Source organism: Cytobacillus oceanisediminis, assembly GCF_022811925.1.
Lineage (GTDB): Bacteria > Bacillota > Bacilli > Bacillales > Cytobacillaceae > Cytobacillus > Cytobacillus oceanisediminis_D.
In genome coordinates, this window is sequence record NZ_CP065511.1 from 107,482 (window position 1) to 122,111 (window position 14,630).

The window sequence follows — 14,630 nt, forward strand, 5'->3', positions numbered from 1 at the left end:
TATGTTTTACCAGTTTAACTATAACCTTAAACATATGCCTTTAGCTTCCCCTTTTCCGTCAAAAACATGAAAAAAGCCGGCATCTATAAGTGCCAGCTTTGAGGTTTACATTTTTTCAGGTGCAGATACCCCGATTAACTTCAGAGCATTCTTCAAGGTAGTCTGAACTGCTTTGATCAGTGCCAGACGGGCTTTAGTTCTTTCCGGATTTTCCGCATCCAATACTTTTTCAGCATTATAGAAGCTGTGGAAAGAAGAAGCCAGTTCATAAATATAGTTCGTGATTCTGTGCGGCATGCGCTTTTGCGCCGCTTCGCCGACAGCCTGCGGGAATTCGCCGATTTTCTTCAGAACGTCGATTTCCTTTTCCGCCTGAATCAGGGAGTAGTCTGCAGCTCCGGCAGCCATGCCCTGCTCTTCACCCTGGCGCAGGATGCTGGAGATACGCGCGTGTGCATACTGGGCATAGTAAACAGGGTTTTCATTGGATTGCGATACAGCCAGATCAAGGTCAAAATCAAGATGCGTATCAGCGCTTCTCATCGCGAAGAAATAGCGTGTTGCGTCCAGTCCTACTTCTTCCACAAGGTCACGCATTGTTACCGCTTTGCCGGTGCGTTTGCTCATCTTCATTTTTTCGCCGTTTTTGTATAAGTGTACCAGCTGAATGATTTCGACTTCGAGCGCCTCACGGTCATAGCCAAGCGCCTGGATGGCCGCCTTCATGCGCGGAATGTAGCCATGGTGGTCAGCGCCCCAAATGTTGATCAGCTTTTCAAAGCCTCTTTCAAGCTTGTCTTTATGGTAAGCGATATCTGGAGTCAGATACGTGTAAGAGCCGTCATTTTTAATAAGAACACGGTCTTTGTCATCACCGAAAGCAGTTGAGCGGAACCAGGTTGCACCCTCTTCTTCGTAAATGTGGCCGTTATCCTTTAATGCCTGAAGGGCTGTGTCGATTTTGCCATTATGATAAAGGGATGTTTCAGAATACCAAACATCAAATGGCACGCGGAAATCTTCAAGATCCTGCTTCAGCTTCGCCATTTCATATTTCAGGCCGTATTCACGGAAAAAGTCAAAACGCTCTTTTTCATCCGCATTTACATACTTTTCGCCGTACTCTTCAGCCAGCTTTTTGCCGATGCCGATGATGTCTTCGCCATGGTAGCCGTCAGCCGGCATTCCTTTTTCAAGGCCAAGAGCCTGGAAATATCGCGCTTCAACCGATAGAGCCAGATTGTTAATCTGGTTGCCGGCATCATTGATATAGTACTCACGGGATACATCGTAGCCAGCTTTATCTAAAATGTTACATAGAGAGTCGCCGACAGCTGCGCCTCGGGCATGTCCAAGATGCAAGTCCCCTGTTGGGTTAGCTGAAACAAACTCGACCTGGATCTTCTGGCTGTTTCCAACTGTTGTTTCTCCGTAATGATCTCCTGCTTCCAGAACGGCCGGAATCAGGTCAGTCAAATAAGAATTATTCATATAAAAATTGATGAAGCCAGGCCCGGCAATTTCAATTTTTTCGATCGATGCCTTGGAGCTGTCAAAATGAGCGATAAGATCTTCCGCAATCATTCTTGGCGCCTTTTTAGCCACACGTGCTAATTGCATCGCCATATTGGTGGAATAATCGCCATGAGCCTTTTCCTTCGGGATTTCAAGAATTACATCAGGGATCTGCTCTTCCGCTGCCAAACCAGCCTTTACAACCGCATCCTTGATTTCCTGCTTTAATTTGTCTTGCACCTGCTCAACTATGTTCATTGTTCTCCTCCTCAAACGTAATCGCCAAATGGTATGTACCTGCCTGGGATCCCTGCACTTTCAGATCGTATAAAATATCAATCGAACCTTCACCAGATTCGTGATCATATTGATGGACCATCCGCTTGGTCACCGTGCCCATCTCAAACACTCCGTAAGGCGTCTCGTAGCTGCCGCGGAGCTTTTTATTCATTCTGAAAGGGAGCCTCATTTTCACGGCGCCGCTTCGTAAAATCAGCCCATCTGCATCGGACATTTTTATGATCGTCTTTACTGTTCCCTCTTCCATCACTTCATCATACTGAAGGAACCGGGCAGAATCTTTTATATAGTATCGGCCAAAAGCAGTCAATTCAAAAGTCTCTTTGCTGCCTCCGCAGCGAATATCTGTCTTCACATTAATCTTCACAGGCATTTGTTCCGCTGAGCGACTGGACAACGGCAACACATCCTTTTCATCGTATATAACTATATAAGTATAAATACTCGCTGGGGAAAGTGCAAGGAGGTGAAAGACGAAAAAAACGGAGACCGAAGTCCCCGTTTATCGCAGTCTAACGGGCAGTAAGCCCCCCCATTCAAGACTCAGAAGAATGAATGGAGTATTAGTGGGGTCAAACTGCCCGTAAAGGCCCGATTGGTTCAACTAACAATCAGTTGGGGATAAAGAACTCCCCAACTGATTGAAGTTTCACTTTATTTTTTATTCACCCATCCAAGAATCATTTCACGGATCAGTTTGCTTGCTGTATTGGCTGTTTGTTCAGATGGATCATAGATTGGCGCAACCTCGACAAGGTCAGCTCCAACGACTTTAACATCTGAATGGGCAATTTCATGAATAGAAGCAAGAAGCTCTCTTGAAGTGATGCCGCCTGCGTCGACTGTGCCTGTTCCCGGCGCGTGGGCAGGGTCGAGAACATCAATATCAATCGTTACATAGACCGGTCGTCCTGCAAGCTTAGGAAGGATATCTTTCAATGGCTTGTGCACTTCGAATTTTGAAATGTGCATGCCGACTTCCTTTGCCCACTGAAATTCTTCTTTCATGCCGGAACGGATGCCGAAAGAATAGATATTGCCAGGTCCTATCAAATCAGCTGCTTTTCGGATTGGTGTAGAGTGGGATAATGGCTCCCCTTCATAATCCACACGAAGATCCGTATGGGCGTCCATGTGTATAATCGCTAAATCCGGATATTTTTTGTACATCGCTTTGATGACAGGCCAGGAAACCAAATGTTCTCCGCCCATGCCAAGCGGGAATTTATCCTCCGCCAGAAGCTGATCGATAAACTCCTCAATCATATCGATACTTTTTTGCGGATTTCCGAATGGCAGCGGAATATCGCCTGCATCATAATATTTTACCTCTTCAAGCTCGCGGTCCAGGTATGGGCTGTACTCTTCAAGCCCGATGGACACTTCACGGATGCGGGCAGGGCCGAAACGGGAGCCCGGACGATAGCTGACCGTCCAGTCCATCGGCATTCCATAAATGACCGCTTCACTTTCCTCATAACTAGGATGGCTTTTAATAAACACATTGCCTGAATAGGCTTCATCAAAACGCACCAAGGTCATCCCTCACTTTTTATGTATTCAAGAAGGCCGCTTTAGAAAGCAGCCTGTCCATTACTTTACTAAGTCTGCAACAAATTTTGGCAATACAAATGCCGCTTTATGCAATTCTTTCGTATAGTATTTTGTTTCGATCTCATGGAAGCGATCTTCGCTTACTTCTAATGGATCGTATTTTTTAGATCCGATTGTGAAGGCCCACATGCCGCTTGGGTACGTAGGAATGTTGGCAGTGTATAGGCGAGTGATCGGGAAAATCTCTTTCACATCGCGCTGCACGTTGCGGATAAGGTCCGCTTTGAACCAAGGATTGTCAGACTGGGCCACAAAGATGCCGTCTTCTTTTAACGCTTTAGAGATTCCAGCATAGAAGCCTTTTGTGAATAGATTTACCGCAGGTCCTACCGGCTCAGTTGAGTCAACCATGATCACGTCATATTCATTTTCGCTTTCAGCAATGTGCATGAAGCCATCGCCAACCTGCACATCAACGCGAGGGTCATCAAGCTTGCCTGCAATCTCAGGAAGGTATTTTTTTGAGTACTCAATAACCTTTCCATCGATATCCACAAGAGTCGCCTTTTTCACGCTTGGGTGCTTAAGGACTTCACGGATGACGCCGCCGTCACCGCCGCCAACGACAAGAACGTTTTCAGGGTTTGGATGCGTGAACAAAGGAATATGCGCAACCATCTCATGGTAAACAAACTCATCCTTGATTGAAGTCATAACCATATCATCAAGAAGAAGCATATTGCCCCACTCTTCTGTTTCCACCATATCAAGCTTCTGGAATTCTGTCTGTTCTGTATGTAAAGTACGCTTCACCTTCATCGTAATGCCAAAGTTCTCCGTTTGTTTCTCTGTAAACCAAAGTCCCATTCTTTAATCATTCCTTCCATAAAAAAATGAATTATCACTAAAGAGCAGCAAAAAGCATTTTCATCTTTTATACTTCCCTAACATGCAAATAACAAACACAGAAAAAGTATAGATGAATCTAGCAAAATTGCAAGAAAAATTTCGCTAATTAGTAGAGAAAGATGTTTAAAATCGCCCTCTTTTTTCAATACTGAAGATATGTACTTATGTTTATTTTACTTTTAGAAAGAATCAGGGGGTGTCAGACTTGGAATTAATGACGGATCAGCGTTTTCGGAAAACAATGAAATATTTGCGTGCGGTTCTCATTATTAGCTTAATAGGAATGGCTTTAGCCGCCGTGATGATCGGAGGCATTCTGGTATATGCAAAAATCTTGGGGCCGCCGCCGCTCGCCGTTCCGCAATCGACTTTATTTTTCTCGGATGATGGCACGGTTATCGGAGAAAGCCACAACGGCCAAAAGCGCTATTGGGCACCACTTGATGACATCAACCCGCATTTGATTGATGCGACGGTCTCAATTGAGGATAAGAATTTTTTCGAGCACAATGGATTTGATTATAAAAGGATCGCAGGTGCCGCCCTCGCTGATATAAAGGCAATGGCCAAAGTTCAGGGTGCCAGCACCATCAGCCAGCAATATGCACGCAACCTGTTCCTTGAACATGAAAAAACCTGGAAGCGGAAACTGCTTGAGGCTTTTTATACCATCAGGCTTGAGATGAATTATACGAAGAAAGAAATCCTTGAAGGTTATTTAAATACGATTTATTACGGCAATGGAGCTTACGGCGCACAGGCAGCAAGCCAGTTCTATTTCGGGAAGGATGCAAGCGAGCTGACATTGGCTGAGGCTTCGGTTTTATCCGGCATCCCTAAGGGTCCTGGCATTTACTCGCCATTTGCATCAGCAGAAAAAGCGGATCAGCGGCAGAAAGTGATTCTGCAGACGATGGTAAACAACGGGCTGATCAGCCAGAAAGAAGCAGATCTCGCGGCAGCGGAAGAGCTTGAGCTGGTTGGCGAGCACATGCACCCAAGAGCGAAAACAGCCCAGTATTTCCAGGACGCTGTCCGCAATGCCCTTAAATCACAGCTGAAGCTGGATGACCGGACCATTGAACTGGGCGGATTGAAGGTTTATACCACTTTGGATCTGAAGGAACAGGAAATAGCGGAAGAAACAATAGATAAGCTTATTTCAAAAGACTCGGAGATTCAGGTCGGAGTCGTGGCCATGAATCCGAAAAATGGCTATGTGAAAGCGATGGTCGGCGGACGTGATTATGAGGAAAGTCCTTTTAACCGGGCAGTCCAGGCAGTCAGGCAGCCAGGATCGACGATAAAGCCGCTTCTCTATTATGCGGCATTGGAGCAGGGCTTCACCCCTTCCACTCCAATCCGGAGCGAGCAGACGACTTTTCGATTTGAAGACGGTACGCCAGACTACACACCGCATAACTTCAACAGCAAGTATGCGGATGACGAGATCACCATGGCCCAGGCCCTTGCTCTATCGGACAATGTCTATGCGGTGAAGACTCATTTATTTTTAGGAGAAGAGACGCTTGTCAATACAGCCAAGAAATTTGGCATTACCTCTAAAATGGCGAAGGTGCCTTCCCTTGCACTCGGCACATCCGGCATGAGGGTCATTGAGCTTGCGAACGCCTACAGCATGTTTGCCAATGGAGGGAAAAAGGTCTCGCCAGTACTGATTAAGCGCGTGGAAAACCATAAAGGCGAAGTCATTTACGAGCAGGAGCCATTCCAGATGAAGGTTCTGAAGCCTGACCTCGCTTTCGTCATGACCCATATGATGACAGGCATTTTTGACCGGAAGCTGAACGGCTATGCCCAGGTAACGGGAAGCACGGTCATCAACGACATGACCCGCCCGTACGCCGGCAAGTCCGGTTCGACTGAAACAGACAGCTGGATGGCCGGCTTTACACCACAGCTTGTCACAGCGGTATGGACCGGCTATGACAAAGGCCAGGTCATTACAAAAACCGTTGACAAAACGTATGCCAAAAACATTTGGATCCGGTTCATGGAGGAAGCCCATAAAGGAAAGCCGGCCAAGGACTTCAAAGCGCCCAAAGACACAGTCGGCGTCTACATTGACCCAGCCAACGGGAAAATTGCCGGGGAAAACTGCCCGGTCAAGCGCCTAACCTACTTCGCAGAAGGCACAGAACCAGCGGAATACTGTACAGACCACTTGAACCATAAAGAACAGAAAAAAGCTGAGCAGCCGGAAAAGAAGCCGGACACACCTTGGTATAAGAAACTGTTTCGGTGGGCATCGTGACGGTGACAGGCATCTATACCACCCGTTAAACTGGTATAGGTGCCACTTTAATAAAAGTGAAAAACCCCGGGGTCCGAATCCCGGGGTTTTTCGTGTCCTAGTGCTATATTGTGCCTTCACACTGTTAAATAGTTTACTTTTTTTATGGGAATTGTACAAGTAGTTAGAAAATCAAGTCAAAAAAATGTCACAATTTCGTCACAAAATTAGACTTTTTTTCTAAATGGCTTGTAAATCTGTTTTTAGCTGTTCCGCCGATCTTTCCCACATGCCTGCGTCATGATTTTTCAGGAAATCTGCCAGCACTTTTTTTGATTTCTCGTCCATATGATCCACCATGATGTGTCTTTTAATCGACTTATCCATCCGGTTCACATGCTCTGGCAGCGATTTGTAGCCCCGGCGGATTTCTCTGTCGACCGTCATCTCACATGCAGTAACACCTGCATAATAAGCGCCCCCCTCTTTGCGGTCAATGGTGACCCAAATCAGCCAGTACGGTTTCCCGTTTGGCACTTCCTCTTTGCTTTTCAAAAACTTGATGCCTTTTTCAACAGGGCTGCGCGCATGCATGGCGCCCACTTCAATAGACGCCTCCCCGGCATCCACATCAATAATAACCGGTGTTACATTATCAAGGCTCAGAGTCCCGACCCCAAATCCGCCATGTCCTTCAGTCGGGTCACTCTTGATTATATTAAAATCGACTTTCTTTTTCTTTTTTTCTTCCATCTTCAAGTCCTCCTAAGCAAATATTAGGCTCTTATTATTATGTCATAAATATTTCATAGAAAAAATCATTTAGGCCGCTCGCCAGCACTGGCAATACGGTGTTAAAAATCGGCTGGATGGTGTATTGATCCAGCGGTGTAATGACAAGGATAAGGAAAATCACGGAGCCATATGCCTCAAACTGGGTCATTTTCGGGCGAATATGTGCTGGTGCCAGATCCTCAATAATTCTGTAGCCATCAAGCGGCGGAAATGGCAGCAGGTTGAATACAAACAGCACTAAATTCAGCTGAATAAAGATATTCAGGAAATCTGCCACAAACGCTGGAAACGAAGCAGCGAGTCCTGTACCGGCTAGGGCATACCAGATAAAAAAGCCCAGGACAGCCATCACCAGATTGGATATCGGTCCCGCTATCGAGACAGATATCCCGGCAAGCTTCGGATTTTTGAAAAAGAAACGGTTGACCGGTACAGGCCTGGCCCATCCAAAACCGGCAATAAAAATCAGGATTGTTCCAATCGGGTCCAGATGCTGCATGGGATTTAGGGTTAATCTGCCCTGATTTTTTGCAGTGGGATCCCCAAACTTATAAGCCACATAGGCATGGGCAAATTCATGGACCGTAAAGGCGATCATCAACGTTACCGCGACATAGGGAATCTCCCTGAGAGAAAACGCCAAAAATTGTTCCAAATGCCAAAACTCCCTCTCCTGCCGGCTGAAAAGCCAGCCTTTATTTATACATACTATGTAGGAAAAGCCGATGCTATTTACCTAAAAGTATACATGAACGCCTGGTCAAAGGGAATCAGGCTTGCACATTGCGAGAAAAAGTGGAAAAATACAAGCATACATAGTGAGGAGGAAAAGAAATGCCATACGTAACCGTTAAAATGCTTGAAGGACGCACTGAAGAACAGAAAAAAGCGCTCGCTGAAAAAGTAACAGCTGCAGTAAGCGAAACGACTGGAGCACCTGAAGATAAAATCGTCGTATTTATCGAAGAAATGTCCAAAAATCACTATGCTGTCGGCGGAAAACGCTTAAGCGATCAGTAGAATTACTTAAAAATGGCAGTTTTCCATGCGGAAACTGCTTTTTTCTATGGATTTTTTTCAACCAGGAGGCTTTTTATGTGCGGATAAATTTTTTTATGTGCGCATAGCACGATTTTACTTGCGCATAAAAAAATTTATGTGCGGATAGCTCAGATTTATGTGCGGATAGACTTTTCCAGGAATTTTGGCTGCGCGAAGCAGACATAAGAAAAGCCAGGCGCTTAATGCAGCCCGGCTTTTTCTCTTAAGCTCTCAATATATTGATACGCCTGTTCCACTTCTTCATCCGTGTAGCGCTGTTTGCTTTTTAGGGTAAAAACTTTTTCTTTCACTTCTTCTTTTGGGAGGTCGTTAAAATAAAGGACCGTTGAGACGAGTTCAAGGAATCTGGCATTCTGGCCGTTCATATCGAGCAGGCAGTCCTGCAGGCTGGGCATGTCGACTTCGTTGATATCCAAAAATTCCTTGCCGGGTTCAGTGAGGGTATAACGATACTGATAATAGCCGCCCTTTTTTTCCTTTACTTCGTTTAAGAATCCCATGTTGCAGAGTTCTTCGACCCTTAGTGTCAATTCTTCCGAATATGGCCCGTAAAAGTGAAATTGAAATCTTTCCTGAAAGGGAAATGCGATGTTTTTGGCGATATAAATCATTTTCTGCAGCTTTTTCCGTCCCACGACTTCATCAGAGACTGCAATGGCGTGCATTAGTTTGGCGTGATCCTTTAACAAAGCTCTTCATCTCCTACTCCGTTTTTTCCCGTATCTATAGAAAACCAATTATGTAGTCTTAATCGATTTCCAGCAGCGTTCTAATTTGTTTTTTTATGTTTGGCTTTTTGCTGTCGTCTGCAATAAAATCAGCCGGATAGTACAGCTTATGATCAGTGCGTCGTTTCCCGGAAATGGCATCTACGATCTCCGATTCACGGGAAAGCTCGCGGATATCCCCATTTTTCAAAAGCAAATGAATCGGCAATCTTTCTTCTTCCTCGCCTGGACGGTAAAAATCATAAGGCAAATCAGATGAAGAATCGACGACCAGGTAATATTCCGGATCGATGCCTGCTTTTTTGAACAAAGCCGACAGCTCCGCCAGCTTCTTGTACTCTTTCGCCGGGTCGAATTCCACATATTTATATAAATTCCGGTCCATAAAGCGGCAGCAGAGATCTTTCAGTATCGGATCTTCTTCCTCCTGCCACATCTGAAAATAATAAAGAATAATAGCTTCATCGAGCTTTATATAATCCTCAAGAGTGATCTCACCATTGAATAAAGAATAAAAATGAATTGGATCATACTTAAACGTGTATTTCTGTTCATGCAAATCTTTTGCGCGATGCAGGATTTTGGTCAGGATCACCTCTGCACTGCGGGTAACCGGGTGGAAATACACCTGCCAATACATCTGGTACCGGCTCATAATGTAATCCTCAACGGCATGCATCCCGCTCTGCTTGATCACGACCTGGTCTTCACGCGGCCTCATGACCCGCAGGATCCGCTCCATGTCAAAGTGGCCATAGCTGACACCGGTAAAATAAGCATCCCTCTGCAGATAATCCATCCGGTCCGCATCAATCTGGCTGGAAATCAGGCTGACGACCAGCTTATTTTTAGATGTTTTGGCAATCACATCTGCCACTTTTTGAGGAAAATCGGCACTTACCCTTGTGAGCACCTGATGAACCTCGGTATCGCCGAGAATGATCGCACGAGTATAATGTTCATGATCGAGGTCGAATACTTTTTCAAAGGAGTGTGAGAACGGGCCGTGTCCCAAATCATGGAGAAGTGCCGCGCATAAGGTCAGGATGCGGTCTTCTTCATCCCATTCCGGCCTGCCCAAAAAGACGTCATCGGAAATGCGCCGCACAATCTCGTAAACTCCGAGCGAGTGGTTAAAGCGGCTATGCTCAGCACCATGGAAGGTTAAATAAGTTGTCCCGAGCTGCTTGATTCTTCTAAGACGCTGAAACTCTTTGGTTCCGATTAAATCCCAGATCACTCTGTCCCTGACGTGTATGTAGCGATGAACGGGATCTTTAAATACTTTTTCCTCACTTAACTTTTCCGCTGAATATGCCATTCCGTACCCTCCGCTTTTCCTGTGTCCACACTGTCCGAACCTGTTGTTCCCAATTTCTGGCGTATACCTATTATATCCCGATTACGGTGTCAATTCATCACAAAATTCTCTGTTTTTCATGCCTCTTCGACAGAAACCGCGATACAGCAATCATCTGCCCCGGAAATATTTTTCGACTTTTCTAAAAACAAATTTTGCCTCCTAAGTCTATTTACCAATCGGGGTTAAATCATAAACTCAGGCAAAAAATAAAATCACCTCAGGACAGGAGTCAGGGTGATCTTTATTTTTTCAGCTTTTTATTAATTTTCTCCATCAATTCCTCTTCCGTCAGTGCGGCAAGGGGACGGTTATTGACGAAAGCAAATGTTTTTTTGCGGCCTGGCCCGCAATAGGACTGGCAGCCGACATCAATTTTTGCTTCAGGATCTATTTCTTTTAATCGCGGTATCAATGTCTTCAGATTTACAGCCTGACAATCGTCGCAAACACGAAATTCGTTTGCCATTTTATTACAACCCTTTCTGAGGTCAATCTTTTATATTGTGCCCCTACAATTGCAGGAGCTTTCACGGCGCATTACGCGCCTGGTCATCTTCTTCGTTAAAGCATGTCCGCTGCACGGCATTCCTATTCAGATAAAAGGACTGCCCTGCCAACTGCTACAGGCTATTTTAAAACTTATCCTGCTCTATTGCAAGCTGTAATCATTAACTTGGGTGGTGAATCTTAGTAATCTTCACAAAACCGCCATACGTATCTAGCGAAAAATAAAATTTTTAAAAAATCTACTATCCTTTTAATCACCTTTGTATAAAATCTGCCATGTTTGTCCATCCTTTAACTAAGGCAACAGCAAAAAGAATAATTTAGGGAGTTGAGGTTACATGAAAGTACGTCAGGACGCTTGGACAGATGAAAACGATTTATTGCTGGCAGAAACCGTTTTACGGCATGTGAGGGAAGGCAGCACTCAGTTAAACGCTTTTGAGGAAGTTGGGGACAAGCTGAACCGCACCTCTGCGGCATGCGGATTCCGCTGGAACGCTGTGGTGAGGCACCAGTATGAAAAAGCGCTTCAGTTAGCCAAAAAACAGCGCAAACAGAGACAAAGAATGCTAGGAAAGGATCAGGGCGGCAAAAAGAAACTCTTATACTCTCCGCCAGTCCCAACTATGCAGGAGGTTGAAGCAGCGCCAATTAAGGCAAATGTGATTGTACCGCCGTCACCGGCAGATTTTTACGAGGAGCGCACAGAGGATGAAGTGCATGCCCAAACAGAAACGGTCCCATCCTTCACCTACTCAGAGCCGGTTTATACTGCGCCTGCACAGCTGGATATGGATACCGTTATCGCATACTTGCAAACATTGAATCATTCAGGCATTCAGCTTGATATACTAAAGAATGAGAATGAAAGATTGAAGCGCGAAAATGCGGATCTCAGAAGCCGGAATGAAGTGCTTGAGAGCAAAATCGGCGAATTGGAGCAGAATACGGTAACCATTCAGGAAGATTACGAGACATTGATGAAAATTATGAACAGAGCCCGCAATTTTGTTCTGTTTGATGAAGAAGAAAGGCCGGCATCCAAGTTTAAAATGGACCGCAACGGCAATTTGGAGAGAGTAGCTGAATAGAAAAGCGGAAGCGCCTTGCTCACGAATGAACGCTGACTAAGAACGCCACGTCCTGTGGCAACGTCTGCATGACCCCCATCCTGGGGGCCTCAAGCACAAGACGAGCCTTCCGGAAAGGCGTCCTTTGCCTTTTTGGGAGGATTGCCCGAAATGTGGAGGCGACTGCCCAGGGACGACAGGCATAAGACGGTTCCTGTAAGAAGGCGTTCTTCCTTCTGAAAGGAAACGGCTTATGACCCCGAGTCCCTAGGAGCCGCAACAAGACAAGCTTGTGACCTCGAGGGGGTAGGCGCTGGAGCTAGACAAATATCAACGTTCACATTTTTCCTTATTTTATAGAAAAAGCTTCCGGTCTTTAGGAGCAGGAGAAAATGGCAGCAATTCCTTTCAAGGAGGGCCGCAGATCGATCATGACTGCGGCTCTTCTTTTATTTATTCGCTGCCAAGCACTTTCTCATTCCGTTCCATCACACGGCGGTAATAGGCTTCAAACAGGCCCGCTTCCTCATTTGTCAGCTGCCCTGCATAAAGGCGGCCCGCTTTCTTTTTCAATGACTGCAAAAAGCGGAGCATCACATCCTGAACCGTCAGCTCTGTCCCCAGCAATTCCGCCAAGGATGCCATTACAGCCGGCTGAATTTCAGGGTACTGGAACTTCGTTTGTTCTTCTCTTTTAGCAAGAGAATAGAATTTGCCAATCAAATCGGCCCGCTCACTTCCGCTGCCATCCACGCAAAGATAAATCTGAACTGCCACGCCATTGCGCAGGCGCCTTTGCGAAATGCCGGCAAATTTCTGTCCCCCGATACTTAGATCATAGCTTCCCGGGCAATAGGAGCCGACAATTTCCCGTGCCTCTATTTCTTTATGAAAATCGGAAAACATCTCCTGAATGAGCAGCCACATTGCATCATAGCCACGGTTTATATCAATTCCCTTTTCACTTTCGGGAAAAATCAGCGAAATATTCAGGACCCCTTGATCCAGGACAACGGCAAGGCCGCCGGAATTTCTAACGATCACTTCATATCCCTGGCTTTTTAGAAAATGGATGCCTTCAGTTAAAAAAGGAAGCTTCGTATCCTGGATTCCAAGCACAATTGTGTTATGGTGAACCCATGTCCTCGCGATCGCAGGCGCTGCACCGGATCCGACAGAAGCACAAAGCGTATCGTCCATTCCGAATGAGTGCAGGGCATTTAAGTGGATGCCCGCAGCAGATTGGTCAATGACCCTCCATTCTTCCTGAAACAGCAAATTTTGTTGCGAATTCATCTTCATTTGATCCCCTTTTGCCGATATTTCCAGTCAATCGGCAGAATTTATCTATTTAATATCCATTTAACGGCCAAATCAGCTAGTTTATCAGCCTAAACTATAGCTTTATCGGCCAATTATCGCATTTTATCGGCCAATCTCGAGCCTTTATCGGCCAAAGGCCCATATCCAGATACATTATAGCAAAAAAGCCAGTCGCAAGGGACCGGCTTCTAAACTGCTGTATTATTGATGTAATGCTTGGGCTGCAGTAATTAAAGCAAGCTTATAAACGTCTTCCTCATTGCAGCCGCGGGACAGGTCATTAACCGGACGGTTCAAGCCTTGAAGGATTGGACCCACAGCCTCGAAGTTTCCTAGGCGCTGGGCAATTTTGTAGCCGATGTTACCGGCTTCCAGGCTAGGGAAAACAAATACATTTGCATCGCCCTGGATTGGTGAATCCGGAGCTTTTTTCTCAGCTACAGATGGAACGAATGCCGCATCAAATTGGAATTCCCCGTCGATGATCAACAGCGGATCGCGAACCTTAGCCGCTTCAAGTGCCGTCGAAACTTTTTCCGTTTCAGGAGACTTGGCAGAGCCCTTTGTTGAGAAGCTTAGCATGGCCACACGCGGTTCGATATCGAACATTCTGGCTGTCTTCGCGCTTTCAATCGCAATTTCTGCCAGGTCCTGGCTGTCAGGTGAAATGTTAATGGCACAATCAGCAAAAACATATTTCTCATCGTCACGGACCATGATGAATACACCAGATGTTTTGCGCACGCCTTCTTTTGTTTTAATGATTTGAAGAGCCGGGCGCACTGTGTCAGCTGTTGAATGGGCTGCACCGCTCACAAGGCCGTCTGCTTTATTTGCATAGACCAGCATGGTTCCGAAATAATTTTCATCCAGAAGGATCCTGCGCGCATCTTCTTCTGTCGCTTTACCTTTGCGTCTTTCAACAAATGCAGCCACAAGCTCATCCATCATTAAAAAGTTATTTGGATCATAAATTTCAGCTGAATCCAGGCTGATATCCATATCCTTTGCTTTCGCTTCAATTTCTGCAATGTTTCCAACAAGGATTGGAGTGACGATTTTTTCTGCAGCCAATCTGCCCGCAGCCGCTAAAATGCGCTCATCTTGTCCTTCCGGAAAAACGATTCTTAAATTCTGCCCTGTTACTTTTTCTTTCAATACTGTGAATAAGTCACTCATGCTAATTCCTCCTACGGCAATAATTTTCCGTTCAATTTAATAGAAATTCTCCTATATACTCCCTTAGAATA

14 protein-coding genes are annotated in these 14,630 nt (G+C 45.6%); 3 read left to right on the top strand and 11 right to left on the bottom strand.

The window, feature by feature from the left end; all coding sequences use genetic code 11:
- Window positions 1-105: 105 nt before the first annotated feature.
- The 4 genes from argS to speE all read right to left on the bottom strand — a co-directional run bounded on the left by argS (window position 106) and on the right by speE (window position 4,236).
- Entirely contained in the window at window positions 106-1,773 is a 1,668-nt protein-coding gene (argS, locus tag IRB79_RS00535; RefSeq protein WP_243506259.1) for an arginine--tRNA ligase, read from the bottom strand.
- Window positions 1,760-2,212, bottom strand: coding sequence for a YwiB family protein (locus tag IRB79_RS00540; protein WP_243506261.1), 453 nt, complete (start codon window positions 2,210-2,212; stop codon window positions 1,760-1,762). Before IRB79_RS00540 ends, argS begins: the two co-directional genes overlap by 14 nt.
- Window positions 2,213-2,469: 257 nt before the next feature.
- The gene (gene speB, locus IRB79_RS00545) at window positions 2,470-3,348 is read right to left on the bottom strand and encodes an agmatinase (RefSeq protein WP_026041615.1); all 879 of its coding nucleotides are present in this window, start codon (window positions 3,346-3,348) and stop codon (window positions 2,470-2,472) included.
- A 60-nt stretch (window positions 3,349-3,408) separates the two neighbouring features.
- Window positions 3,409-4,236: a spermidine synthase gene (gene speE, locus IRB79_RS00550; RefSeq protein ID WP_197249049.1), complete on the bottom strand. Its 828-nt coding sequence runs from the start codon at window positions 4,234-4,236 to the stop codon at window positions 3,409-3,411.
- A gap of 247 nt (window positions 4,237-4,483) precedes the next feature.
- Between speE and IRB79_RS00555 the strand changes: the two genes are divergently transcribed.
- Window positions 4,484-6,553: a transglycosylase domain-containing protein gene (locus IRB79_RS00555; protein ID WP_243506262.1), complete on the top strand. Its 2,070-nt coding sequence runs from the start codon at window positions 4,484-4,486 to the stop codon at window positions 6,551-6,553.
- A gap of 219 nt (window positions 6,554-6,772) precedes the next feature.
- On the opposite strand, the gene IRB79_RS00560 is transcribed toward IRB79_RS00555, so the two are convergent.
- Together IRB79_RS00560 and IRB79_RS00565 are read right to left on the bottom strand one after the other, a co-directional pair.
- The gene (locus tag IRB79_RS00560; RefSeq protein WP_243506264.1) at window positions 6,773-7,285 is read right to left on the bottom strand and encodes a YwhD family protein; all 513 of its coding nucleotides are present in this window, start codon (window positions 7,283-7,285) and stop codon (window positions 6,773-6,775) included.
- Window positions 7,286-7,322: 37 nt separating this feature from the next.
- A complete protein-coding gene (locus IRB79_RS00565) occupies window positions 7,323-7,982 on the bottom strand; it encodes a site-2 protease family protein (RefSeq protein ID WP_019380571.1) in 660 nt (219 codons plus the stop codon).
- Window positions 7,983-8,161: 179 nt separating this feature from the next.
- On the opposite strand from IRB79_RS00565, the gene IRB79_RS00570 reads away from it, so the two are divergent.
- Complete coding sequence (locus tag IRB79_RS00570; RefSeq protein WP_009332324.1) at window positions 8,162-8,347, top strand: 2-hydroxymuconate tautomerase; 186 nt, start codon at window positions 8,162-8,164, stop codon at window positions 8,345-8,347.
- 221 nt (window positions 8,348-8,568) lie between these two features.
- Here the strand turns inward: IRB79_RS00570 and IRB79_RS00575 are convergent, their stop codons facing one another.
- The 3 genes from IRB79_RS00575 to IRB79_RS00585 all read right to left on the bottom strand — a co-directional run bounded on the left by IRB79_RS00575 (window position 8,569) and on the right by IRB79_RS00585 (window position 10,946).
- Complete coding sequence (locus tag IRB79_RS00575) at window positions 8,569-9,078, bottom strand: YwgA family protein (protein ID WP_243506266.1); 510 nt, start codon at window positions 9,076-9,078, stop codon at window positions 8,569-8,571.
- A 58-nt stretch (window positions 9,079-9,136) separates the two neighbouring features.
- The gene (locus IRB79_RS00580; protein WP_243506267.1) at window positions 9,137-10,438 is read right to left on the bottom strand and encodes an HD domain-containing protein; all 1,302 of its coding nucleotides are present in this window, start codon (window positions 10,436-10,438) and stop codon (window positions 9,137-9,139) included.
- Between the two features lie 283 nt (window positions 10,439-10,721).
- Window positions 10,722-10,946 (bottom strand): YuzB family protein, encoded by a 225-nt coding sequence (locus IRB79_RS00585; protein ID WP_009332328.1) that lies wholly within the window; start codon window positions 10,944-10,946, stop codon window positions 10,722-10,724.
- A gap of 379 nt (window positions 10,947-11,325) precedes the next feature.
- Between IRB79_RS00585 and IRB79_RS00590 the strand changes: the two genes are divergently transcribed.
- On the top strand, window positions 11,326-12,078 hold the full coding sequence (locus tag IRB79_RS00590; RefSeq protein ID WP_243506268.1) for an RsfA family transcriptional regulator: 753 nt from the start codon (window positions 11,326-11,328) through the stop codon (window positions 12,076-12,078).
- 432 nt (window positions 12,079-12,510) lie between these two features.
- Here the strand turns inward: IRB79_RS00590 and IRB79_RS00595 are convergent, their stop codons facing one another.
- Together IRB79_RS00595 and pta are read right to left on the bottom strand one after the other, a co-directional pair.
- Window positions 12,511-13,353 (bottom strand): octanoyl-[GcvH]:protein N-octanoyltransferase, encoded by an 843-nt coding sequence (locus tag IRB79_RS00595; protein ID WP_243506269.1) that lies wholly within the window; start codon window positions 13,351-13,353, stop codon window positions 12,511-12,513.
- Between the two features lie 228 nt (window positions 13,354-13,581).
- Window positions 13,582-14,559 carry a phosphate acetyltransferase gene (pta, locus tag IRB79_RS00600; RefSeq protein ID WP_243506270.1) on the bottom strand — a complete coding sequence of 326 codons (978 nt, stop codon included), beginning with the start codon at window positions 14,557-14,559 and terminating at the stop codon, window positions 13,582-13,584.
- Window positions 14,560-14,630: the final 71 nt, after the last annotated feature.

Bases quoted from the DNA above. Each gene is read 5' to 3' on its own strand.
- IRB79_RS00560 (WP_243506264.1), bottom strand. From the start codon at position 7,285: ATGGAAGAAAAAAAGAAAAAGAAAGTCGATTTTAATATAATCAAGAGT.
- IRB79_RS00595 (WP_243506269.1), bottom strand. From the start codon at position 13,353: ATGAATTCGCAACAAAATTTGCTGTTTCAGGAAGAATGGAGGGTCATT.
- speE (WP_197249049.1), bottom strand. From the start codon at position 4,236: ATGGGACTTTGGTTTACAGAGAAACAAACGGAGAACTTTGGCATTACG.
- IRB79_RS00580 (WP_243506267.1), bottom strand. From the start codon at position 10,438: ATGGCATATTCAGCGGAAAAGTTAAGTGAGGAAAAAGTATTTAAAGAT.
- IRB79_RS00570 (WP_009332324.1), top strand. From the start codon at position 8,162: ATGCCATACGTAACCGTTAAAATGCTTGAAGGACGCACTGAAGAACAG.
- argS (WP_243506259.1), bottom strand. From the start codon at position 1,773: ATGAACATAGTTGAGCAGGTGCAAGACAAATTAAAGCAGGAAATCAAG.
- IRB79_RS00585 (WP_009332328.1), bottom strand. From the start codon at position 10,946: ATGGCAAACGAATTTCGTGTTTGCGACGATTGTCAGGCTGTAAATCTG.
- IRB79_RS00590 (WP_243506268.1), top strand. From the start codon at position 11,326: ATGAAAGTACGTCAGGACGCTTGGACAGATGAAAACGATTTATTGCTG.
- pta (WP_243506270.1), bottom strand. From the start codon at position 14,559: ATGAGTGACTTATTCACAGTATTGAAAGAAAAAGTAACAGGGCAGAAT.